The sequence below is a fragment of the Leptotrichia wadei genome (genome assembly GCF_007990445.1).
In the GTDB taxonomy this organism is placed as follows: Bacteria; Fusobacteriota; Fusobacteriia; order Fusobacteriales; family Leptotrichiaceae; genus Leptotrichia; species Leptotrichia wadei_A.
This window is the reverse complement of the sequence record NZ_AP019841.1, coordinates 1-24,038: the sequence shown is the minus strand read 5'-3', so window position 1 is coordinate 24,038 and position 24,038 is coordinate 1. Positions and strand designations below refer to the sequence as shown.

Genomic DNA, 24,038 nt, shown 5'->3' with positions numbered 1-24,038 from the left:
ATTTAGTATTAGTTTTTATAAGTATCACAACGATTTAACCAGCCTTGCAGCCATTTTTTCTCATTACTGTCGGGACCAGCATTTTTTACACGTCTTTCAAGCACAGCTTTTGCAGAGTTGCTAAATTCTTCAAGAGCGGCTTTTCCACTTCCTGTTCCCTTCATATTTTCCAAAACTTGAAGAAGACCCCATCCTTCTCCATTATAGGTTTCCGTTCTCGTTATTCCTTCCCCCTTGAAATTAACATAGTCAATCAGAGGATAAAGTCCGTTTGGCGACTGGGCAACACGATAAAACTGTTTTTTTACATTTTCTGGATTATCTGAAATTGCCATCATCTTTTCCAAAGAGTTTTCCAATCTTTCAAAAATGAATGCAACTTGAATATCTTTCGTATTATACAGAAAATTAGTCAATTCAGTAATATCATTATCCATAATTCTTTTCAATCTAAAAAGCTCATCACTATTTGCCCAAGGAGAATATTCATTTTCCTCAATAATTTTAGGTAATTTTATATCATGAGCCCTGTAATAAGCCACAAGCTGTGGAAAACTTTCAGCAAATTTTCCCCTTTGCCCTGCTCTATACCATATAAAATGTCCAATTCCAAGTGAAGGAAAATCCTCTCCGGTATTCCAGTAAACAATATTCTCTTTTTTACCTCCGGCTTCATTTTTAAAAATCCTGTCAGCAACAGCATTTAATTCAGCCTTTGAAATTTTAAGTCCAGCTTTTTTCCCAATAGCACTAGCGTTGTCATTAACTGTATCCACATCTGCAGCCTCTGGCTTTGAAGGCGATTTATCTGGATTTTTACCAGACATTCCAAAAGACGCAACTGAAATTACCATAATACTAGCCCAAATTAATAACTTACATTTATTTTTTTTCATGAAATTTTCTCCTTTTTTATAAATTTTTTTCTTCTTCACATGCCAAAAAAAGTTTTGAATAAATTTGTTCATAATTTTCCACAAATTCTATTTTTATTTTATCAATTATATCTTTTCTTATAAAATTTACACAATCTTCATTTTCTTTTGGAACAAAGAATTTTCTTATTCCAGATTTATAAGCCCCTTCGATTTTTTTTGCCACTCCTCCAACAGGCAATATCTCCCCCAAAATCGTAATTTCTCCAGTAAAAGCCATATCCTGCCTTAATTCTATCCGATTTAATGCTGAAAGGATGCACGTTGTAATAGCGATTCCAGCGGAAGGCCCATCCTTTTGAACAGCATTTTCATTAAAATGTACGTGAATATCATTTTCCTTGTAAAAGTTAGGATTTTTTAGATGATATTCTTCAGTTTTTGTTCTCAAATATGTAATTGCCACATTTATTCCCTCTTTCATAACTTCTGAAAGATTTCCAGTTATTATAATTTTTCCATCTCCTGGCATAACAGCCGTTTGAATTGGCATAATTCTTCCTCCCAGCGAAGTTACCCCCATTCCCATCACTTCTCCTATTTTTGACTTTTCAGTATTCACTTTCAACGAAATACTGGGATTTTTGTCTGCACAAATGAGAGAATCTATGTTTTCCAAAGTTACATTTACTTTTTTCTTTTTTTCCAGCCATTCTTTAGCAATTCTTCCGTAAATTTTCATCAAAATTGTCTTTAATTTTCTAACTCCAGCTTCATTTGTATAATTTTGTATCACATATTTTAAAATATCATCACTAAAGAATAATTTTGAACCTATTTTTTTATTTATGCTTGGAACTATATAGTTTTTTGCAATTTCAACTTTTTGTTCCAAATTATAATCTTCTAAATAAATAATTTCCATTCTACTTTTTAATGGCTCCGAAACTTCGCTTAAATTATTAGCTGTTGCTAAAAACATTACATTTGATAAATCATACTCCAACTCTAAAAATTCATCCCTAAATCTTTTATTTTGATCTGGATCCAAAATTTCGAGTAAAACTCCCTCAATATCTCCCTCCGATTTTTTCTGATTAACCTTATCTATTTCATCTAATAAAATTAAAGGATCATCACATCCAAATTTTGCCAAAGTTTTTATAATTCTTCCAGGAGCAGCTGAAGTATATCCTTTTGTAAGCCCTGTTAATTCAAATGTTGTAGATACACCACTCATAGAAATTTTTTCAAATTTTTTCCCTAATGCTTCGGCTATTGCTTCAGCTATTGAAGTCTTGCCTGTTCCAGCTGAACCTGCTAAGCACAGTATAATTGGGGTTTTATTATCATTTTTTTTCATAAAGTGACGCATTGCTAAACTTTCTAAAATAGTTTCCTTTACTTTTTCCATCCCATAATGTCTTTCATTCAAAATATTCCGTATTTTAGAAATATCAATTTTTTTTTCTTTTAAAGTTCTCTTCCAGTCAAGCTGATTAACAATATCAAGACATTTTTTTATTTTTATCACATAATTATCTATTGAACCTTCATTTTTATCATAATGTTCCATGTATTCCTTTATTTTAGACTTGTTTTCTTCACTTGTATTCAGTTCTTCCACATCTTCAATTTCTAATATTTGCTTTTTAATATCACTTTTTCCAGCCATAGCTTCGCTCCTAAAATTCAAAATTTTCAAACTTATGCATAACGTATGAATTGTACAAAACTTTGTTATATTATAACATTCTTTTAGTAGTTTTTCACTTCTTTTACCTTAGAGTATCAAAGAAAAATTATGTGAATTGTTTACTTTCACGTTATTTCAATATGTGATATAATATTAACGTATATTTTAAAACTTGGGAGAGAAAATGGCTAAAATAATGGAAGAAGAAAATGAAAATTGTGAAATAAAAGTTATACATAAAGATATTGTGGAAAAAGTGGAAAAGACAATGCCAGAAGAAGAAGTTGTACACGATTTGTCAGATTTTTTCAAAATATTGGGAGATACAACCAGAATGAAAATTTTAAGCGCTTTGTTTCAAGAGGAAATGTGCGTTTGTGATATTGCATATCTTTTAAAAATGACGCAATCCGCTATTTCACATCAACTGCGAGTATTAAAGCAAGGAAGATTTGTAAAATATAGAAAAGAAGGGAAAGTAGTGTATTATTCGCTGGAAGATGAGCATATAAAACATATTGTCGAGCAAGGAATGACACATATTCTGGAAAAAAGATAATTAATTATTAGTATGTAAAAATCAGTTTTTTAAAATTAGTTTATTGTCAAGGCAAATGCAACAAAAAAGTAAAAAAATAATTATTATTTGAAAACCAAATAATTTTTCTGTACAAATAATTTTAAATATGTTATAATTACAAAAAGTAGACAATTGTAAATACAAAAGAAAAAAACTAAAATAAAGGAGCAGAAAAATGACAGAAATAAAAAATAAAGTAACATTCAAGGGAAATCCTATAACTCTTACAGGAAATGAAGTAAAAGCTGGACAAACAGCACCTGATTTTACAGTTTTATCACCAGAACTAAAGGAAATAAAATTAAGTGACTATAAGGGAAAAGTTGTTGTAATTGCAGTATTTCCATCAGTTGACACTGGAGTATGTGCATTACAGCTGGCTAGATTTAATCAAGAAGCCGCAAGTTTTGGAGATGATGTACAACTGCTTACAATTTCAGTTGACTTGCCATTTGCACTTGGAAGATATTGTGCAGACAAGGGAATTGCAAATGCCCTAACAGCTTCAGATCACAAAGATTTAGACTTTGGAACAAAATATGGATTTGTAATAAAAGAACTAAGATTGTTAGCCAGAGGAGTCGTTATTGTTGACAAAAATGGAATTATTCAATATGTAGAATATGTTCCAGAAATTGGAGAACAGCCAGATTATGAAAGAGCATTGAAAGTAATAAAAGAATTAACTAAATAATCTCGATATGAACCACTAAATTTAAAAATCAGAAATACAAATAATGGTTATCTTTATTAAACCTAAAAAGCCCATATAATGCCCATACAGCTCACAAAATCAATTTTGGTAATATAAAAATATGCCTTAAATAAAAATTTTGGATTGTAGGGGTTATATGGGCGAATTTAATATTTTAAAAATAAAAAATGCAGTATTATATTTGAAATTTAATTAAAAAAAACTAATTTTTTATTTGATTGTCCAAAGTTTTAGATACGCTTCGCTTTTTTCATTAATTTACACATTTAAAATAATAAATATATAAATCAATAATAATAGATACACCATTAAATTTTCCAATATTTTACTTTTTTCTGTTAATTTTAGAATTTTATTTTCATATTTATTTAAAATTTTTAACAATATTAAGAATCTAATACTGAATAATATCTTATTCCATTCTAATTCCTTAATATAAATTTTCTTAATATAAAAACTCCAAATAATTAATAATAGAATTTGGAAAATTTTCATTTTTTTATTCTTATAAAAAATGAAGTTACTAATAAAAATAATAATCACAATAGTTATTACAAATGTCATTTTTATAATATTATAGTTTAAACTTGTATCTACTTGAGCATTAAAATAGTACATATAAATATTATATCTCATAAAATTTTCTAAAAATTTCATAATCCTCCCTTATTTATTACTAAAAGGTCTATTTTTTAATTTTCCTGGCAATAAATAATAATTTACTCTATCCTTTATATCAAAATTTGAATAACTATCATAAAAATTGACAAATCTACTTAATCTTTCAACAACTATTTTATAATTATTATTCGGATAACTCGATTTTGCATATTTTGCTTTAAATTTTTTAAAAACTATTACATTCTACAATTTTTGCTATTTTCCCTTTTTTCTCTAACAAACTAACCTTTTTTAAGTATATTAAAAAATTGGATTTTAATATTCTTCTTGTTTGTTTCCAAAATAATAGATGCAGTTCGTAACAATTATTTAAAATTTTAACATCTTCATTATTTCTAAAAGTTTTAAAATATCTTCATCTACTTCCTTATGTTCCATTTCAACTTTTTTTAAATCAATTACATAAAAATATTTTCCCATAGTAACTATTAAATACTCTGAATCAATATATTCAAAATCAGAATAACTTGGTTTTAATACATAAGGTAAAACAAAAGAACCATCTTGATTTTCTAATTTATTGAAACTTTCTAATGTTTTAAATTTATCATTTATTTTTTTTATCTTTTTTTCTATTTGATTATATACTTCATATTTTATTTCTCTATTTTCAATAAATTTAGTTGTATATAAAGGTTCTTTTTTCATTTGTTGAATATCTAATAGTGGGTATTCTTTTTCTATTTGATTATATAATCTATTTTTTTGATTCCCAGTAAATATAGTTATGTATAATGGTTCTTTTTCCAATTTCTGACTATCTAATAATGGAATATACGCATATTCTTTTTCTATTTTTGAAGGCAAAACTATAAATTTTTCTACTTTTGTTTCCTTTTTTAGTTCAATATAGTCTAATTCAAAATTGCCAAAAAAGCTAATATCTTTTGGATTTTTACAAATTTTTGAATTAATTTTAGCTATTTCTATTTTTTTCTCAGCATAAGATTTAGGCTTATAAACCCATTCGGGAGTAAAATTCATCATACAAGGAAAATCTAAAGAGGTCCCAAACAAATAAATTTGTGTAATAAATAATAATACAAACTTCATTTTTCTCATTAATTCAATCCTCCATTAAGGTCTTCTTCTAGGTAATCCATATTTTTGTTTTATTTTTTATTCTGTTGAGATCAGTGTTATTAAATTTAAAGAATCCTAAATATTCTATTTTCAATTAATTTGTATATTTTCAATTTTTGTTTCTAATTTTTTTCTTTTTTCATTATTTTTATCCTGTTCTTTTTCAAATTGTGTTACAAATTCTCCTTTTTCTCTATATTCAAAATATTCTTTTGGAATTTCATCCTTAAATAATTCAAATATTTTTTCTACAAATTTCTTTTCATAACTCAGTAAATAAGGACTTTTTTTATGAATTATCTTATTTTCAGTAAATATTGTAAATTCTTCATTAATAGTTGATATAGGATAGTACCCTTCTTCTTCAAAATAATCAAATTTATTATATAGACTTGAAGGAGTTATTTTATCAAAAAAATAAACTTTTTTTATTTCAATATTATCTTTATTAATATAATATAATTCTAATTTTGTTGAATTTTTAAATTTTAAATTATCCCAAACTAATTTTCCATATAAAAATTTCTCTCCATTTTTTAGTGGAATATACTCTCTAGAATAATATTCCTCTATTTTTTTAGATAAAAAAAATTTGAGTACTTCGTCTTTATTATCATAATTTTTTATATATTCAACACCATACGAATTTTCTGGATTTTCATATACCTTAAAATACATAACATATGTATTAAAATTATCATTGTTTAAAACATAATCAAATCCACCCATTATTTCAGCACCAATTGCTGATTCATCTTTTTTCATACTATGTAATCCCAAATTAATTAATTTATTTGAGTTACAATATACAATACTTTGAAATAAAATAATTAACAATATTATGTATTTTTTCCTCATAAATTACCTCCTATTTTTTTATCATTATTTTTTTATATTTGATTTTTGTTCTATATAAATACGTCGATAATAATTTAATCTTAAAGGTAGTCCTAATTCCAATCTTAACATATTTTCAGTAATATCTCCTGAATTATTGTATTTCCCTGTTACTCTTATACTTCCATCATCATTTCTTAAGCCAAATTTTTCTTGTTTTTCAGCTTCTTCTTTTGTAAATCCTATACCAACAGTTTTGTATTCTTCTTGAGATCCAATTTTTCCATTAGTATCTTTTTGAACCGAATTAAATCTTTTGTCAAAAAAATAATTTTCAGCATTATTTGAGAGTATAAAAATTTTTGTGTAAATAGAATAGCGAAGTGCTGAATTTACTAGATTTTCTATTAGTTTACACAAAATTCTGAACAATCCCTTATTTTACTTATATTTTTTCAAACTTATTTTCATCTTCATAATATCTACTTGTACTTTTTCTTTTATCATTTTCAACATTAAGAAAATAGTAAATTCTTTTATCCTTATCATGCCAACAAATTTTTTTAACAGTTGCTTTTTTATCAGAATATTTAATTAATTTAACTTTGTCACCTATATTAAATCGTGGACATTTTATTATTTCATAAAATTCCTTTCTTATTCTAATTACTTCTTGATTTTTACTTCCAAGCATTTTTATACCTACATAATCTATTTCTTCAGTTTTACATTCTAATATTGTTCCCCATAAAATTGACATTGGATAATCAAAATTTTTATTAAAATTTTCATATTTAAAAATATCATCAGAATGTATAATCTTGTCTGGAGAGGGAGAGTTATTTTTTAATACTCCACATGTTCCTATATAACTTTTATTCATTATTGACCTTCCTCATTGTATATTTATAAGCAACTTTCACTTTTTATGTTCAGATTATTAAATATTTCTATAACTATATTTTAACAAATAGAAAACTAGTTTTCAATTTATTTGTTCAAGGTTTTGGGTACACTCCACACTTTTTGAAGGTTTTGTCACATTTTTAGGAACTCGGAATACTCCATCAGATCCCTCTTCAAGAACTGTCGCTCCTTTTCTTGTAGCGACGATTATGTTATTTTTTATTATGTGTTAAAAAAAATTTTAATATTTAACTTTGTAATTTAGATAAAATTTCTCTATATTTTTTTATTACTTTATCTTCTGTCAAAAACTGAGTTCCCTTTAATTTATTATGTTCTTTCGATATAATTTCATTTTTACTTATATCATTATTTTGTATTATTTTTTTTAATTTCTTTTTAAAATTTTTCCATATTTTTTTATTATCATGAATCATTTCCAATATCATGTTAATTGAAAATATATCTAGATATTTTAAATCTTTTTCAAACGCACTTATTGTTTTATCTAAAAGATGATTATCTTCTAAAGTTTCAGTTAATATATATAGAATATTCCAGTATTTATCATATTTTAAGTTTATATTCTTCACTTCACTTATTGTTGATAGTATTTTCTCTACTTTTTCTTTTAACCATTTTCTTTCTTCTTTTTTTGAAATATTAAATTTCATATATTGATCAAGATACTCCTCTCTTTGCATATGAAAATAACTTCCATTATAATGTAAAAATATTTTTTTTGCTTCACTACAGTCTTTTATAATCATTATTGTTTCACCGCTTTCCAGAATTCTCCATCTTTTATAAATTTAAAACCATTATCTTTTAAAAAATTTACTTCTTTTTGAAAATATCCACTTGCTTTCATAGGATCATGCGAGAGATAAAAACTTTTTCCTTGCTGTAATTGTCGTTCTAAAAATTTCTTATTTATTTCCCACATATTCGATTCCCCAACTTTATTTAATGCTTCATTCCATCCTTTATCTCCTAAATTAAAATATGTATGTTCATTACCAGCAGCCTCTATATAAGAAATTCCATCTTGATTGTATTTTCCTAACATCATTTCCACACCTTACTTTAAACCTCTATTTATAATCAATTTTCACTTTTTCTGTTCAGATTATTAAATATTTCTATAACTATATTTTAACAGAAAAATTTCTTTTTAGCCATAACAAAAACCTCCAAATATTATACAGTTATTTTACCATATATTATTTAGAGGTTTACACAAAAATTTTTACACACCCTTTGTTTTATTTGAGATAAAACTTTTAAAAATTAGTATATTGATTATTCATAGTATAGTATTCTTCTAAAAAGAAATAAATTTAACAAATCGTATTTTCTTGTAAAGGTATTTCTTTATTTCCAAAAGAAATTATCAATTTTATTTTTTATTTCTATAATATCTTTTATTTCTTTTAAAACTTCTTTATTTTCCGGCAAAATATCTTCATAAGGTAATCTTATCATTATATTATGAATAATTTTTCTTTTTTTATTTTTTTTTAAAAATATATCAATCTTTCCATTATCAAACAAATATCTCCCTGTGTACATATCTTCATCGTATTCAAAATTTGTATTCTTTTTATTTCTTTTTAAATATTTTTTTATTTTTGGAAGTGTTTTTCTTATTTCATCACCTATTCTTATTTTGTTTTTATCATCAAAATATAAACTTTCTAATGCGAAAGTTAAAGTTTGAAATTCTGGAATATTAAGATTTTCAACATAAAAATACAATGTATAAAAAATTCTAAAATTACTATATATCAAATTAATATTTATTGAAATTCTATCATCGCTTAAATTTATATTTATATCATTTGGAAAAGAAAATTCTTTTATTACTTTTTTTAATGAAATTTTACTTATTCCATTTATTCCGTATGTTTTATTTATATAAATTTTTAACATCATCTTCTTTTACTTTTACACCTCCTTTATTAGATTGTCCTTTTCCTGCACGAGAATGTTCCGCTGATTTTGACATGTCATCTAAGGCATCTTTCATTTTTCCTTCCGCTTTATCTAACAATTCTTTATCTTCCTTTGTCTTATTAGTTTTTGATTTCAATTCTTTGTACTCTTTTTTAGCTTCTTCATATCTTTCTTGTGCACTTTTAACTCTGTCTGGATTAGTTTTTCTATGATTTTTTGTTTTCTCTCTTTATAGCTATGTTCAAGACTTTACTTTTGACAGTTTCAAAAATTTTGAAAAATAGTTCAGAAAATATCATCATATAACTGAAAAATATTCTCTAAAAAGCTCACATAACATTCATGCAGTTCAAAAAATCAATTTTTGGTATAAATGCCATAAATAAAAATTTTAGATTGTAGGAGTTATATGGGCGAATTTGATATAATTAAACTCAATATACATAAAATTTCTTTCTCTAGTTATTCTTTTTTAGAATTTAAAATTTCATTCAATACATAAATCGCTCTTTCATTATTCTTATCTAACTCTAAAATCTCTTTTGCTACTTTCTCTGCCTCTTCATCGTCCATTAAATGTTCTAGAAGTCCATAAAAACTTAATAAAGTCACTAAATTTTCAAGATTTTTTTCAATTTTTACTGCTTCTCTAGCATGAAAAATACCAACAGCATAAGCTCCTTCTACACAGCAAAATGTAAATGATAGCAAACTTGCTGACAAATTTAACCAAATTACATTTTCTGTTTTTTTATACATATACTGTGAAAATCCATAAAAAGTGAAACTTTCTGTAATATCAGCCATATTCCATATTATTTCATATATTTCTTGTTTATTAATATTCACTATTTTTTTATTTGCTTCTTCATAATTTACATTTAATATATCTACCCCAACTTCTTTCAATACATTTAACATATTTTCATCATATTTTTTTAACATATCTTTAGTAAATATTTTTTTCATATTTTTTGTAAACATTTTTCTCATTTTTTGGTTATAAATTTCTTTTATATTTTTCATTTTTTTATCTCTTTATTTTATAATGCATAGGTAAAAACACTAAATTACTCGGCAATAAAATTCTATCAATATTTTTAATTTTTAATTTTAAGTCATCTTTGTCAAAAAAATAGTTATTTTTTTTTATATAAATTTCTTTATTCGCATTAAAAATTTTTATTTGGTCGTTATTTAAATAATTGATTTTATAATTATACCTTTTATTTTAACGAATAACATAATAATTAAACATATTGATATTTTTATTTTATAGAAAAATAAAATAATAATATTAAAAATATTATTACTATTTTATTTTCGATAAAACTTTTATATTCTAAAATTTTTTCATTTTTACTTTCAAAGAAAAATAATCTTTGTTTTAATTCTTTAAATATTTTTTCATAATTAATAACATTACTTATCACTATACTATTTTTATCGTCTTTAAATAATTCTTCTTGCCTATTAAATAAACTTGTATTATTGGTTGGAAAATTTATTATTATATCTGCTGAATTCAATAAATTTTTTCTCAGAAAAATCATTTCTATTTTATCATAGTCTATTTTTTTACTTTCTGTTCCAAAAAAAATTTCTAAATAATTTTCTGAAAATATTATTTTCTTTCTTTTTAATTTTATTAATAATCTTAAAAAAATTTGTAATATAACTATAAATATATAAAATATCATGACAAAAACAGCATTAATTAATAAAATATAATAATATTTTTTATCACTTTTTATAAAAAAAATAAATATAGTACTCATAAAGTATACACAAATATATGCAATTAGCAACATTCTAAATTCACTATAATGATAGTCTATTTTTTTACTTTTGATTTCAAGTTCCACATTGACCTCTCTGTTATCTTACTTTAAACCTCTATTTAAAAACAACCTTCACTTCTTTCCCATAAAATGCAACCCCAATCTTCAAAATATTCTTTATCCCTCTTGCCTTCAATTTCGTATCATATTTCTTCTCATCAATCTGTTTCAAAGCTTTTTGTGCTCTCTCTTCCATCCCCTTTTTCGTCTTCGATATTTTAAATTCCATAAGATACGCCTTCTCATTGCTTTTTATTGGAATCATTGCAAGGTCATATCTTCCATATCCGCTCTCATCATTTGAAATAATCTCATATTTCCCCATCAAAAATCCAACAAGCCCTATCATAAACACCTGATAAATCTTCTCCATTTCCTTATCCAAGTCAAAATGACTCAGCATATTTATCATTATTTCTCCCAATGTTTTCTCGAATTTCTTAATATCTCCATTTTCAAGCGCTTTTATCAAAATGTTAGTTTTTACTTCTGTTCCAAAAAATCTGTTCAAGAACATATTACCAAAATATTTTCGTATTTCCTTATTTGGTATCTTTAAATTATAAATATTTGAATCAGATTCTTTTTCCTGATTTTTAGCTTTTGTCAAATATCCACTGTATAAAAGTAATTGCCATATCTCATCGTCGTTACTTAAAAGACTTTTTATCGTTGTTCCATCTGAAATATATTTTTCAATACTTTCTCCATCAGTAAATCGTTTTAAATCATCATAAACACTTTCCCCAGCATGATCAAGCATATTTTCTAGAAGTGTATTCCCTGAAACATTTGCCCAATATGCCTTGATTTCTTTTTCTCTTACATAATTTACAATAGACCAAGGATTGTACACTTTGCTTTCTCCAAAAATATATCCGTTATACCATTCTCTAACTTCTTCAATTTTGTATTTCATGTCAAAATACTCAAGCATTTCAACCACTTCATTTTCAAGAAGTCCAAAATATTCTGAATAATCCTTGCTTAAAATCGTATTTACATAAAGATTATTTAAACCAGAGAATATCCCTTCTTTTATGATTCTAGTTATTCCTGTTAAAACACCATATTTCAAAGAATTATTAGTTTTTAATGCTGAGCTGTAAAATGTTTGAAAAAAGTTTATCGCTTCATTGTAATATCCTTTATCAAAAGCATTTATTATTGGAGCATCGTATTCATCTATTAAAATTATGACTTTTTCTCCATAATATTTATTTAAATAATTTGATAAATCTAGGAGTGATGTTTTAAAATTTCTCTCATTTCCTGTTATTTCCCAAATTTTATCAAACTGTCTTTTTTCAACAATATTTAATTTTTCTCTTAAAAAACTGTACTCATTAAAAATTTTATACATAATATCCTTAATGCTTTCAAGACATTCTTCCCAAGTATCTTCTTTCAAATCCTTCAGTGAAACAAAAATTACAGGATATTTACCCTGTTCACTCATATATTCACTATCAGATACTTTCAAATTTTCAAAAAGTTTTTTATTTTCTTCTTTATCTTTTACATCAAAAAAATATTTCAACATCGACATATTCAATGTTTTTCCAAATCTACGTGGTCTTGTAAATAATGTAACTTTCGATTTATTCATTAACATTTCGTCTATTAATAAAGTTTTATCTACATAATAATATTCATCTTGTATCAACTCTTTAAAATCTTCAATTCCCACAGGAACAGCTTTTTTTCTCATAAAATCACGCCCTCTTTTATTTTCTTAAAAATTATGCTCAAACTCATTTAAAATTATATAAACTTTTTTCGACTGTTTAAAAAATCTTTATATTCCCCAAAATCAAGTTTATTTGTATCATTAATTTCATTTCTTTTACTTAAAATCCCAAAGTATTTTACTAATGGATTATTTTTATATGCTGACAAAACTATTTGAACAAAAACAAGTTTTTTGACAATACATAAAATCTCATTTTTAACTCTAATTCTTAAACAAAAAACTTTCAATAAATTTACTGATATTATAGACAGCTTATTTAGTATTATATTTATTCATTAATTTTTGTACTGTCATATCGTCCTTTATATCATCAATCAAATTAAAAATCTTTTCTCTCGAATCTTTTAAGACTTCCTTTTCTTCTGGCGAAAATTTCCCAAGTACAAATCCCAACGTCTCTTCCTTCGTCTTCGGTTTTCCAATTCCAAACTTTATTCGCACAAATTCATTTCCAACATGTGATATAATGGATTTTATCCCATTATGTCCGCCCGCACTTCCATTTTGCTTAATTTTCAATTTTCCAAACTGCATATCCATATCATCATAGATTACAAAAAGCTCAGTTTTGGGATCAATCTTAAAAAATCTGACAGCCTCTCCAATCGCTTCTCCGCTCAAATTCATAAATGTAGTCGGCTTTTGATAAAAAACTTTATCCCCATTATAATTTGTCTGAACAAACAGAGATTTAAATTTTTCCCTCATATCGCTTATATTATTTTCCTTCAAATATTCGTCAATAAATATAAATCCAATATTATGCCTTGTTAATTTATACTGTTCTCCAGGATTTCCAAGTCCCACTATTAATTTCATTAAATTATTTCTCCTTTTTTACTTTTTTTAGTTATCTGTAAAACTCTAAAAACTCCAATAAATACTATATTTTTTATGTTCAATTTTCTTATTTTCTTCACTTTATGCCAAGAAGTTTTGACCTCTTACTATAAATACATTGTTGATAATTTTTTAAAGATTTTACTTTTGCAGTTATCTATTCTTATCTTATTTGTCACTTGTAAAAATCTATGAATTTCAAAATATAATATTTTTAATTCTTCAAAATTGCAATTAAAAGTGAAATATCATTATAAGTAACTCCACTAATTCTGCTAGCCTGCCCAATCGTTTCAGGCTTTCCATACACAAGTCCAGAAATCGCAATATTGCTAAGCCCCTTTACACTTTCATAGTCAAAATCCTCTGGGATTACCATTTTTTCCAGCTTTTTAAATTTCTCAATCTGCGCCTTTTCCCTTTCAATAAACACATTATATTTCGCATTTATTTCCACTTGCTCCTTCGCCAAATCAGATAATTCCACAGTTTCCACAAATTCACTTAAATTATCATAGTTGATTTCTTTTCTTGCAAGAAATTCAAAGGCTGAAACAGGACTGTTCATACTATTTTTACTATTTTTTTCAATTTCTACATTTTCTGATTGGCTTTGTTTTTCCACAATTTCTAGTAATTTCTCATTATTTTCTTTAGTCGGATAAACAGTAATCTTTTTTAATCTTTCAATTTCATTTTCAATTTCAAAACAAGTATTTTCCAATTCGACTAATTTTTCAGCATTTAGCAGCCCGATTTCCTTCGACTTTTCCAAAAGTCTTATAAAAACATTATCTTGTCGCAAAGTTAGCCTGTATTCAGCTCTCGAAGGCAATACACGATAAGGTTCTGGCGTTTTTTTATTTATTATGTCATCAATCAAAACACCAATGTATCCTTCACTTCTATCAATTACAATTTCCTTTTTCCCTAAAATTTTTCTCGCAGCATTAACTCCCGCTATAAATCCTTGGCAGGCAGCCTCTTCATATCCACTCGTTCCATTAATTGTCCCTGCCGTGTAAAGTCCATCCAGAACCTTTGTTTCAAGCGTCAATTTCAACTGATGAGCAGGTACAAAATTATATTCCACCGCATATCCATAACGTACAATTTTGGCGTTTTCCAGCCCGCTAATTGTCTTTAGCATCGCTTCCTGTGCAAATGGAGGCATTGCCGTTGTAAATCCATTTATATAAATTTCATCTGATTCTACAGATTCCTGTTCCAGAAATATCTGATGATTTGTTTTTTCTGGAAAGTTCATAATCTTTCTATCAAGTGAAGGACAATGCCGAGGACCTTTTGTACTTACAACTCCTGTCACAATTGGCGAATATTTAAGCATTTCCTGCCCCACACGAATAGTTTCAGGTGTTGTAAATGTCAGCCAAGTTGGCAAAGTTGAGTTATATTCTTTTTTTGTTTCATAAGAAAAATATCGTGGTTTGTCTTCTCCTTTTAATTCCTGCATTTTAGAGAAGTCAATTGAAGATTTGGCAATTCTTGGAGGGGTTGCAGTTTGATACCTGTCCAGTTCAAATCCATATTCTGCAAGCCTATCTGGTAAATCCACGCTTGCAGGCTCTCCTTGCCGTCCTGAAGAATACTTTACATCCCCCATAACATATTCTCCGCCTAAAAAAGTTCCAGTGCACAAGACAACAGCCTTTGCCCCATATTTAATCCCAAGATTATCTTCCACTCCCATAACCTTCTTATCTTCCACAGTCAAATCCACAACAATCCCTTGAACTAATTCTAAATTTTCCTGCTTTTCAATAATTTCCCTCATTTTAATTCTATACCAGTATTTATCAGCTTGTGCTCTAGTAATTCGTGAAGCCAGCCCCTTCGTATGATTCAAATTTTTCAGCTGCAAATTATAATTGTCAATATGTCTAGCCATTTCTCCGCCTAACATCCCAAGTTCCGACACCAGATGGCTTTTTCCAGGCCCTCCAACCGACGGATTGCACGACATCATCGCAATATTATCAAGATATATTGTAAACAATGCTGTTTTCAGCCCGTATCTAGCAGCAGCAAGTGCAGCTTCCACTCCAGCATGTCCCGCTCCAACAACAATTACATCATAATTTTTCATTTTTTATTTTCCTTTCAATTTACTCTTATTTTTTTCTTTTAAAAATATTTCTAAATGGACGTGTAATATCCATAAAATCAACATATCTCTTATGTTTTCTAATATAATATCTCAAAAATCTAAAAACTGTCTCTTCCCGCTGTTTATAACACTTCGCATATTCATCAGCAAAAATTTTTGCTATTTTTTCATTTTCCATCATTCTTGAAACATTTTTCATTCTTCTATTTAAATTAAGTTTCACATTAAACTTCATTCTATTCAAATCCACAAGATAAAATTCATAATTCCCGCTTTTATCCTTAATTAGCACATTTCCAGGCGAATAATCCTCAAATTCCACTCCATTTTCATGCAAATTAAATGAAAATCTTGCAAACTGCTTTATTATTTTTTCACGATTTTTTTCAACTTTTGCAAACATTCTTTCCATTTCTTCACTTATTTTATAATTTTCCCCTTGCTTAGCCTTTTCCTCCTCAATATCCTCAGGCCAGAAAACTTCCCTGCAGGTAAAATCATATTTCAGCTCTTCACTTATATAATAACTATTTTTTTTATTATTTTCATTCACAAAATCGTCAAAATAAGCAATCGGCTCTGGCGTCTTTATTTTGTATTCCAATAATTTTTTTGCATACTCATAAGAACGTTTTGCCTTTGAACCTTTAAATTTATAGAAAAAATTTGTAATAAAATCCTTTCTCTTAAATTTTTTTACATTTATCATTTTTTTATTTTTTAAATCATCAATTTTATTATGTTTTTTTCTTTTTAAATTCACGTTTTCCAAATTATTTTCAAAATCTATTTCAAATCTTTTTATCTCATTTCTCCCGGGTTCTACAACATATTCCCCAGCTTTATCAAAATTTTTCAATACATTTACCAGTGTTTTTTCATCATATTTCCTATTAACTTCATATTTTTTTTCTTCCATTTAAAATCCCCATAATTTTTTTATTTTTTAAATTTCTTTACTTTTCAGAATTTTTCTTGCTTTCCCTTTCAAATTTTCTCTTATTTTTCCTTATTCTTTTTTTCAATTCCTTGGAAAATTCCTTATCTTCCATAATTTTCCCCAACTTATCTACACATTCAAGCGCCTCGTCATATTTATGCTGTAATTCCAGAACATAAGATAAATTCACATAATGCCTAAAATTTTCAGGCTCTAAAATTATCATTTTATCACAAACTTTCTGTGCATTTTCATAATCTGCAATTTTCACAAAAAATCTTCCCTGCAAATTCAGCATTTTTATTCGTGAAAGTTCCTTATTTTCATTTGTCGCATTTTCATAGTTTAAAAGCAATAGCCTTATTTCCTCATATTGCTCTGCTCTAAATAATATCTCAAAATAATCTTCAAACACGTAATCTTCCACATTTTCACAATTTATAGCAATATTATAATATTTTATAACTTCCTTTATATTATTCGCATAAGCCATTGTATCGCCCATTCGTGCATAAAGTGAAAATTCCTCCACTTCATTAAATTTAGAATTTAACAATTTTTCATATTCAGAAATCGCCTCATCATATTTCCCCATCATTGTAAGGCAATCTCCCTTTTCAACATACGCTTCCGAACTTTCAGGCTCCATTTCTATCGCAATATTAATATTTTCAATTGCCTTTCTATAATACTTCAACAAAGCATAAGACATTCCCATATTAAGATACACAAAATAATTTTTTTCTATATCTAAAAATTTTTTATAAAGCGAAATCGCCTTTTTCAGTCTTCCCAGCGACTGATAAACAAATCCCAACGTAAAAAGCGTATCCTTACTCTCAGGATACTTTTTATACAATTTTTCAGCATACTCCTTCGCTTCCTCAAACATCCCAAAATCTGTATAAATTTTGGAAAGTGTCATAAGCGCCGAATAGTTGCTCTCATCAATTTCAAGCACCGACTTCAAATACACAAGCGCATCGTCATACTTGTAATTTTCCATCGACTTATCCGCTTCCTTCAATAATTCTTTAATATACATTTTTTCTCCATTTATATTTAAATTCTTCTGTAATTTACAAAAATCTATAAAACCCAGTTAATACAGTATTTTTCAAGATCAATTCCTTTATTTCAGGTTACTTCTAACAAATCCAATGATAATAATAAAATTACTTATTAATCATATTTACCATTTCCATAAATCTAGATGGCTCCCTATCATAAGGATTTGGCATAACATCATCTGTTATCATAAGCCACCCTGCATTTCTCTCTCTTGATAATCTTATAATTCTTGCATATTCCTTAGGGTTAGCGCTATGTACAATATGCCAGATATGTTTTACATTAACCTCATTTTTTTCAAAATCAGATTTTGGCTTCTCAAACTTATTAATATAAACATTTGCACTTACTTCACTTGTCACAAAAATATCCGCATAAGTCGAAATTGCATCAGTAATCGGTGCTCCTGGATTAGCAATTACAAGATTACTTTTAGACTTCCCTTTTACATAATCAAAAATTTCCTTCATATAATTTACCTGCTGCAAAGTATCCGAAGCAATTTCATCAAAAAAGAATCCATTTATATTATCCCTGCCATAAAACTCCAAATATCTGTCAACTTCATCTTTCACTTTCTCAATATTTCTTTTCTGATAATTTGTAGAAATATAAGCAATGTTTTTTATCCCAGCTTCCTTGTTTTTCTTGATTTGAGTCACGTAATTCATTTCAATCTTTTTCCCTGCCCCGTTATCTGGATTTATCAGCACATAGGGAACTTTATCCTTCCCAAGTGCCAAAATATCATCCCAAAACAAATTTTTCCCATCTGGATAAGTATATGTTGCAGCAATTACAGACTGCTTCATCTTTGCATTGTTATCAATATTTTCACTTGAAAATCCATTAATTCCCAACATTATTCCAACTATCAAAAATATTTTTTTCATTATTTATTTTTTACTCTCTTTCTTCTTTTGAATCAAATAGTTAATACTAAATCCTATCAAATAAAAATAATATAAGATATATTATTTTAACATATTTTTTGAAATAATTGTAATTTTTCGATAAAATGGCAAAATAAAATCAATACCTCCTGCTATTTTCAAGCCTAAACCTGACATCCCTTTTCAACCTTCTCAAAACCGCCTTCCTTTCAATTTTAAAGACCTCCTCATTATCACTTCCAATTTTATAATCCACATAATTTTTTATAAATTTTTCCACATCTTCCCGTGATTCGCTCCGAATTTCAAACTCATAATCTCCATTTACAGAAATTTCCTTATTTTTTTCCACACAATAATAAAGCATATCGTTATAAGTCTGCTGTGCCAAAATATCCCGTGCCTTATAGTATGTGGATTTATCTGTATTTGCTATTCTAACTGCCTGTTTTTCAGATATATACGGATTATCTTTTATTAAATTTGATATTTTCTGAAATTTCCAATTTTTCTCATTCATTCTGCACTCAAAACACAATTTTTCATTGCTTTCCTGCAAAAACAGAATTTTACATTTCTCGCATTCAACATACCCAATACTTTTCAAATATTTTTCTCTCTTTTTCAATTTTATTGCAACTTTTTCCAAACTTCTAGCAATATCTTCATACTTTTTATCAATTTTATCAATATTTCTATGAATTTCCTTAATTTCCTCTGGAGAAAGTACAATATCCTTTATTTTTTCAGTAATTTTATTTTCTGATTCAACATTTATTTTCTTTTTTCCAATATTTCCCCTCGGAATTTCTCCAACTCGAATTGTCCCTCTATTTTCCTCATTTTCAATAAGTTCATCCAGCAAATCACGTTTTACCTTATAATTTACTTTCATAAACTCTATGCTTTCCACAAATTCTCCATTCAGGAAAGTATTTATTTTTTCCCTTATGACTTCTGCACACATTATTGTCGTATGATAAATAACATTATCATTAATAACTACAACTAAATTTTTATTAAACAGCCCCTTTGGATTAGTTTTTTCACCAATCGGACCATTCACGATCTGCTTCCAGTTTCTTTTAATTTTCAAAAAAATATATTTCTCATTTTTCAAAAGTGAACTTTTTTTCTCAATCGCCTCTAATGCCAAACTTTTTAATTCTCTAATTCCTTCCATTTTTCAACCCTTTTATTTATTTTTTTATTTCAAATCTATTCATAAACCAAATTTTTTTATATTATTATCTAACTGCAATCGTAAAATTATATAATTGTCAAGCAAACTATCCAAAATACAGCAGAACCATAAAAAAATTATTCTGCTGTAACTTTTCCCCTTTCCACAATGAATTTTTTCCCTTCTATCCCCAAATCCTCTGTTGAAGTTATAAAACATTGAATTTTTTTATTCAAAAAATAATTTAAAATGCTCTTTTTTCTCACTTCATCAAAATACGAAGCAATGTCATCCATAATAAAGATCGGATACTCATTTTTTTCTTTTATTAAAATATCAATTTCTGATATTTTCAGCGAAAAAATTATAGATTTTTTTTCTCCCTGAGAAGAATATGCCTTTGCATTTTTCCCATTTAATTCAAAAATAAAATCATCCTTTTGCGGTCCAAGCAAACTATACCCTAAAAATTTTTCCCTTTCACTTTTTCTTTTGCACATTAACTCAAAATTCCCCTTCAACTCTTCCCTGGTTTTCTTTTCCACATCTCCAAGAAAACAGTCGTATTTTAATTTAAGTTCCGAATTTTCATCAAATAACTTTCTATAATTTAGATTTAGCAAAATTGATAATTTTTTTATAAATTCCCGCCGATTTAAAACAATATTCAGCCCTTCCTCAATAAATTTTTCATTATAAATTTTATAAATTTCCTCTCCAGTCTTTTTTTCCTTTATAAGTTTATTTCGCACCTTCAATATTTTCTCAAAATTTACAATCGACTGCAGATATTCCCTTTTTGCCTGCGAAATTTCATAGTTAAAAAAACTTCTCCTAACCCCAGGATTTCCCACAATTAGCTCAATATCTTCAGGAATAAATGAGATAATATTCAAAAGTCCCACATAATTTATATATTTATTTTTTTCCCTGTCAATATAAAAATCCCTTCTATCCTCATTCACATCAATAGCAATAACATTTTCCGAGAAATCCTTATGCTGATATTTCCCAAATACAATTAACCTGTTCAAATTATACTTGCGAACCTCCTTTACCTTCTTAGTCCTAAAACTTTTCCCCGTAGCCAAAAAATAGACAGCCTCAATAAGTGATGTCTTTCCCTGTCCATTTCTCCCATATATTAAATTAAAATACCTGTCAAACTTCAACTTTCCATCCACAAGGCAACGAAAGTTATTAAAACTAATCTGATCCAAATACATTGATATTTCTTCCCCTTCACACTACACTAAATCTCAAAAAATTATTTCTATTTTTTTCTCACTGCTATCTTTTCCCCAGCAAATTCCACAATATCCCCATCATAAATTTTTTTTCCACGTCTTGTTTCCACAACACCATTTACTTTCACTTCACCATTTTGAATAAATATTTTCGCTTCCACTCCAGAACCTGTAAGATTTGCCCACTTTAACAGCTGATCTAATTTTATAAACTCAGTATTTATCGCAATTTCTTCAATTTCATTATCTATTTTTCTCATTTTCTCTTCTCCTTATATTTTTTTTATTTCCCTTTCAATCATTAATAAAATTAATGCTTAATTTTTCTGTGGAAAACTCATTTTTTTTGTGGAAAACTTTTTCCACAATTTTTTCCACATCTTTTCCACAATTACAGTTTATCTCCATTTTTACTAACTTTTCTAACTATTTACTTTTCCACATTGCATTGTGGATATAAATTTTATATATGTGGAAAACTTTTTACATTTTTTATTTATATAATTTTTTATCAATTTATATTTAATTTAATATTAACTAAAACTGATTTATCCACAAATGTGGAAAACTTTTTTTAACAATGTGGATAACTAAATTTCAGTTTTACACAATTATATTTTACTTTTCCACAATCACAATATTAATCGTAAATTTTAACAATCTTTTTCCACAAAAATTGTGGAAAACTTTTCAACATACTGTGGATAACTAATTTTTACTTTTCCACAATGGTAAAATTTATTTTTTTAATTAATCAGAATATAATTATATTGATAATAAATATTTATAAAAATTTAGATTGTTGAAAACTTTTTCCACAGTGGAAAACTCCAGATTTTTTAATACGAGTTTTCCACAAAGTTTTCCACATTCTTTCCACAATCTTTTATACCTTGAATATTTTCTTGTTTAATGTGTCAATCTCCTTCTTAAATACAATATCTTCTTTTATTTTCTTATCAATTTTTCTAATGCTGCTTATAACCGTGCTGTGGTCTTTTCCACCAAAAAGCCCGCCAATTGCAGTTAGGCTTAGATCAAGATCATCGTTGTTTTTTAAGAGATACATTGCAATTTGTCTTGTTTCAACTATTTTTTTCTGGCGTTTTTTAGATTTCATATCGGCTACACTGATGCTATAATGTGCAGAAATCATTTCTATTACTTTTTGGGCCGTCATTTTAGATTGCTTCCGCTTTACGTTGTGCATGAGCATTTCCTGCACTAATTCCAATGTTATCTGCTCATTTAGCAATTTTGCCCTTGCATTAAGGTTTGTAAGTGTTCCTTCCAGTTCTCTTACATTTGTATTCAAGGAGTCTGAAATATATTCTAAAATGCTCTCATCTATCTCAATTCCCTGTGCTTCTGCCATATTTTTTAAAATCATCATGCGAGTTTCATAGCCAGGGCTTTGTATTTCCACAGTTAAGCCTGACAAAAATCTTGATTCCAGACGTTTTGACAGATTTTTTATCTCCTTTGGCGACTTGTCGCTTATCATTATTATCTGCTTTCCTAGTTCCTGCAGCTTGTTAAAAGTGTGGAAAAACTCCTCTTCCACAGTTCCTTCTCCACGTCCAAAGACCTTTTCAAAAAACTGTATGTCATCCAGAAGAAGCACATCTAAAGCACGAAAGGTGTCCCGAAAATGCTGAATCCGTCCACTGTTTAAAACTTTGAAAAACTCATTTGCAAATTCTTCTGAAGTGGAATAATAAACCCGTTTTGTCGGATCCTTTTCCAAGATTGCATTTCCCACAGCCTGCATAAGATGGGTTTTTCCGAGCCCTGAACTTCCAAAGATGAAAAGCGGGTTGTAAACAGTCGGATTTTTCACAACTGCAAGACATGCATTATATGCCAGCCTGCTGTTTTCCCCAACTACAAAATTATCAAGCCGATGTCTAGGATTTAATCCTGTGTGAATTGGAGCTTTTTCCCTTGTTTCCTTTGGAAGTCTATGTACTTCATTCTGATACAGCATTACGTCCTGTTTTTTTACTTCAAACTTCATTGTAATTTCCTCATCAGTCACAATTTCCACAATTTCTTCCATCTGGCTTCTATACTTTTCCACACTTTCCTTTATCAGTTTAGAATTACAGGTAAGCGTAAATATGTTATCTTCTATTTTTTCTGCCTTTACATTCTCAAAAAAAAGCTCAAATTCTCCTTCACTAATCTTCCTTTTCATAGTTTTTTTCACTTTTTCCCACAATTTCACGACATCCATCTGCTATTTCCCTTCTTTTATTATTAATTTATAGTAAAATTACTATCGTGTAACCTCTAATTTGATTTAACTATAACATATATAAAATAAATAATCAAGATTTTGAAAAAAAGTTTTCCACATACTTTTCCACATAGGAAAAATACTAACAAAACCTTTATTTATCACAATAATTTCACTTTTTTAAATACTTTTCCACAAAATCTTATATCCCCATTTTTAAGCGCTTTCCACAGGTTTTCCACAATTGATTTAGTTTTCCACATCCTATGTTGATAACTATGTGGATAACATTGTGGAAAAAAGTTTTCCACAAAATCGGCAAAAGTTTTCCACAGGTTATCCGCTGGCAATCCCTTTATTCATCGGTATTCCCACATTTCCACAGTGCATAATAATAATATATATATTAATATATATTATATTAGTTATTATAGGAATGTGGAAAACTGAAATGCTGTTAAAAAACATTAAAATATGAAACTGCTATAAAATAAAAATTCTATATAAATAACTCTTTTCATTTTCAAACAAATTAACTATTAAAAACAGTAAACTTATATACTTTTACACAAAG

General features: G+C 27.2%; 23 protein-coding genes. 2 read left to right on the top strand and 21 right to left on the bottom strand.

Annotation, left to right across the window (positions count from 1 at the left end):
* Positions 1 to 8: 8 nt before the first annotated feature.
* The gene (locus tag FVE74_RS00115; RefSeq protein WP_147002664.1) at positions 9 to 896 is read right to left on the bottom strand and encodes a hypothetical protein; all 888 of its coding nucleotides are present in this window, start codon (positions 894 to 896) and stop codon (positions 9 to 11) included.
* A 16-nt stretch (positions 897 to 912) separates the two neighbouring features.
* Positions 913 to 2,550, bottom strand: a complete 1,638-nt coding sequence (locus FVE74_RS00110; RefSeq protein WP_147002663.1) for a S16 family serine protease — start codon at positions 2,548 to 2,550, stop codon at positions 913 to 915.
* A 205-nt stretch (positions 2,551 to 2,755) separates the two neighbouring features.
* On the opposite strand from FVE74_RS00110, the gene FVE74_RS00105 reads away from it, so the two are divergent.
* Complete coding sequence (locus FVE74_RS00105; RefSeq protein WP_197735155.1) at positions 2,756 to 3,130, top strand: ArsR/SmtB family transcription factor; 375 nt, start codon at positions 2,756 to 2,758, stop codon at positions 3,128 to 3,130.
* A 196-nt stretch (positions 3,131 to 3,326) separates the two neighbouring features.
* On the top strand, positions 3,327 to 3,845 hold the full coding sequence (gene tpx / locus FVE74_RS00100; RefSeq protein WP_147002662.1) for a thiol peroxidase: 519 nt from the start codon (positions 3,327 to 3,329) through the stop codon (positions 3,843 to 3,845).
* Positions 3,846 to 4,856: 1,011 nt separating this feature from the next.
* On the opposite strand, the gene FVE74_RS00095 is transcribed toward tpx, so the two are convergent.
* From FVE74_RS00095 to dnaA, 19 genes are all read right to left on the bottom strand, one after another.
* Positions 4,857 to 5,609 (bottom strand): hypothetical protein, encoded by a 753-nt coding sequence (locus FVE74_RS00095; protein WP_147002661.1) that lies wholly within the window; start codon positions 5,607 to 5,609, stop codon positions 4,857 to 4,859.
* Positions 5,610 to 5,720: 111 nt separating this feature from the next.
* A complete protein-coding gene (locus FVE74_RS00090) occupies positions 5,721 to 6,488 on the bottom strand; it encodes a hypothetical protein (RefSeq protein ID WP_147002660.1) in 768 nt (255 codons plus the stop codon).
* A gap of 24 nt (positions 6,489 to 6,512) precedes the next feature.
* Entirely contained in the window at positions 6,513 to 6,887 is a 375-nt protein-coding gene (locus FVE74_RS00085) for a hypothetical protein (RefSeq protein WP_147002659.1), read from the bottom strand.
* A gap of 25 nt (positions 6,888 to 6,912) precedes the next feature.
* Positions 6,913 to 7,350 (bottom strand): hypothetical protein, encoded by a 438-nt coding sequence (locus FVE74_RS00080; RefSeq protein ID WP_232053962.1) that lies wholly within the window; start codon positions 7,348 to 7,350, stop codon positions 6,913 to 6,915.
* Positions 7,351 to 7,621: 271 nt separating this feature from the next.
* Positions 7,622 to 8,143 carry a hypothetical protein gene (locus tag FVE74_RS00075; RefSeq protein ID WP_147002658.1) on the bottom strand — a complete coding sequence of 174 codons (522 nt, stop codon included), beginning with the start codon at positions 8,141 to 8,143 and terminating at the stop codon, positions 7,622 to 7,624.
* A complete protein-coding gene (locus FVE74_RS00070) occupies positions 8,143 to 8,445 on the bottom strand; it encodes a hypothetical protein (RefSeq protein ID WP_147002657.1) in 303 nt (100 codons plus the stop codon). The genes FVE74_RS00075 and FVE74_RS00070 overlap by 1 nt, the downstream gene beginning before the upstream one ends.
* Before the next feature lie 302 nt (positions 8,446 to 8,747).
* Complete coding sequence (locus tag FVE74_RS00065; RefSeq protein ID WP_147002656.1) at positions 8,748 to 9,308, bottom strand: hypothetical protein; 561 nt, start codon at positions 9,306 to 9,308, stop codon at positions 8,748 to 8,750.
* Positions 9,283 to 9,465 (bottom strand): hypothetical protein, encoded by a 183-nt coding sequence (locus tag FVE74_RS00060; RefSeq protein WP_147002655.1) that lies wholly within the window; start codon positions 9,463 to 9,465, stop codon positions 9,283 to 9,285. Before FVE74_RS00060 ends, FVE74_RS00065 begins: the two co-directional genes overlap by 26 nt.
* 326 nt (positions 9,466 to 9,791) lie before the next feature.
* Entirely contained in the window at positions 9,792 to 10,355 is a 564-nt protein-coding gene (locus tag FVE74_RS00055; RefSeq protein ID WP_147002654.1) for a hypothetical protein, read from the bottom strand.
* A gap of 870 nt (positions 10,356 to 11,225) precedes the next feature.
* On the bottom strand, positions 11,226 to 12,881 hold the full coding sequence (locus tag FVE74_RS00050) for an AAA family ATPase (RefSeq protein ID WP_147002653.1): 1,656 nt from the start codon (positions 12,879 to 12,881) through the stop codon (positions 11,226 to 11,228).
* Positions 12,882 to 13,175: 294 nt separating this feature from the next.
* Positions 13,176 to 13,742: an aminoacyl-tRNA hydrolase gene (gene pth, locus FVE74_RS00045; protein ID WP_147002652.1), complete on the bottom strand. Its 567-nt coding sequence runs from the start codon at positions 13,740 to 13,742 to the stop codon at positions 13,176 to 13,178.
* A 235-nt stretch (positions 13,743 to 13,977) separates the two neighbouring features.
* Entirely contained in the window at positions 13,978 to 15,870 is a 1,893-nt protein-coding gene (gene mnmG / locus FVE74_RS00040) for a tRNA uridine-5-carboxymethylaminomethyl(34) synthesis enzyme MnmG (RefSeq protein WP_147002651.1), read from the bottom strand.
* Between the two features lie 25 nt (positions 15,871 to 15,895).
* Positions 15,896 to 16,810 (bottom strand): lipopolysaccharide kinase InaA family protein, encoded by a 915-nt coding sequence (locus tag FVE74_RS00035; protein ID WP_147002650.1) that lies wholly within the window; start codon positions 16,808 to 16,810, stop codon positions 15,896 to 15,898.
* Between the two features lie 37 nt (positions 16,811 to 16,847).
* Positions 16,848 to 17,876: a tetratricopeptide repeat protein gene (locus tag FVE74_RS00030; protein WP_147002649.1), complete on the bottom strand. Its 1,029-nt coding sequence runs from the start codon at positions 17,874 to 17,876 to the stop codon at positions 16,848 to 16,850.
* A gap of 130 nt (positions 17,877 to 18,006) precedes the next feature.
* Positions 18,007 to 18,795, bottom strand: coding sequence for a spherulation-specific family 4 protein (locus tag FVE74_RS00025; protein ID WP_147002648.1), 789 nt, complete (start codon positions 18,793 to 18,795; stop codon positions 18,007 to 18,009).
* A gap of 139 nt (positions 18,796 to 18,934) precedes the next feature.
* A complete protein-coding gene (locus FVE74_RS00020) occupies positions 18,935 to 19,978 on the bottom strand; it encodes a DciA family protein (protein WP_147002647.1) in 1,044 nt (347 codons plus the stop codon).
* Positions 19,979 to 20,115: 137 nt separating this feature from the next.
* Positions 20,116 to 21,204: a DNA replication/repair protein RecF gene (gene recF / locus FVE74_RS00015; protein WP_147002646.1), complete on the bottom strand. Its 1,089-nt coding sequence runs from the start codon at positions 21,202 to 21,204 to the stop codon at positions 20,116 to 20,118.
* Between the two features lie 47 nt (positions 21,205 to 21,251).
* Positions 21,252 to 21,485 carry a S4 domain-containing protein YaaA gene (gene yaaA, locus FVE74_RS00010; RefSeq protein ID WP_147002645.1) on the bottom strand — a complete coding sequence of 78 codons (234 nt, stop codon included), beginning with the start codon at positions 21,483 to 21,485 and terminating at the stop codon, positions 21,252 to 21,254.
* Positions 21,486 to 22,111: 626 nt separating this feature from the next.
* Complete coding sequence (gene dnaA, locus FVE74_RS00005; RefSeq protein ID WP_147002644.1) at positions 22,112 to 23,461, bottom strand: chromosomal replication initiator protein DnaA; 1,350 nt, start codon at positions 23,459 to 23,461, stop codon at positions 22,112 to 22,114.
* Positions 23,462 to 24,038 lie beyond the last annotated feature (577 nt).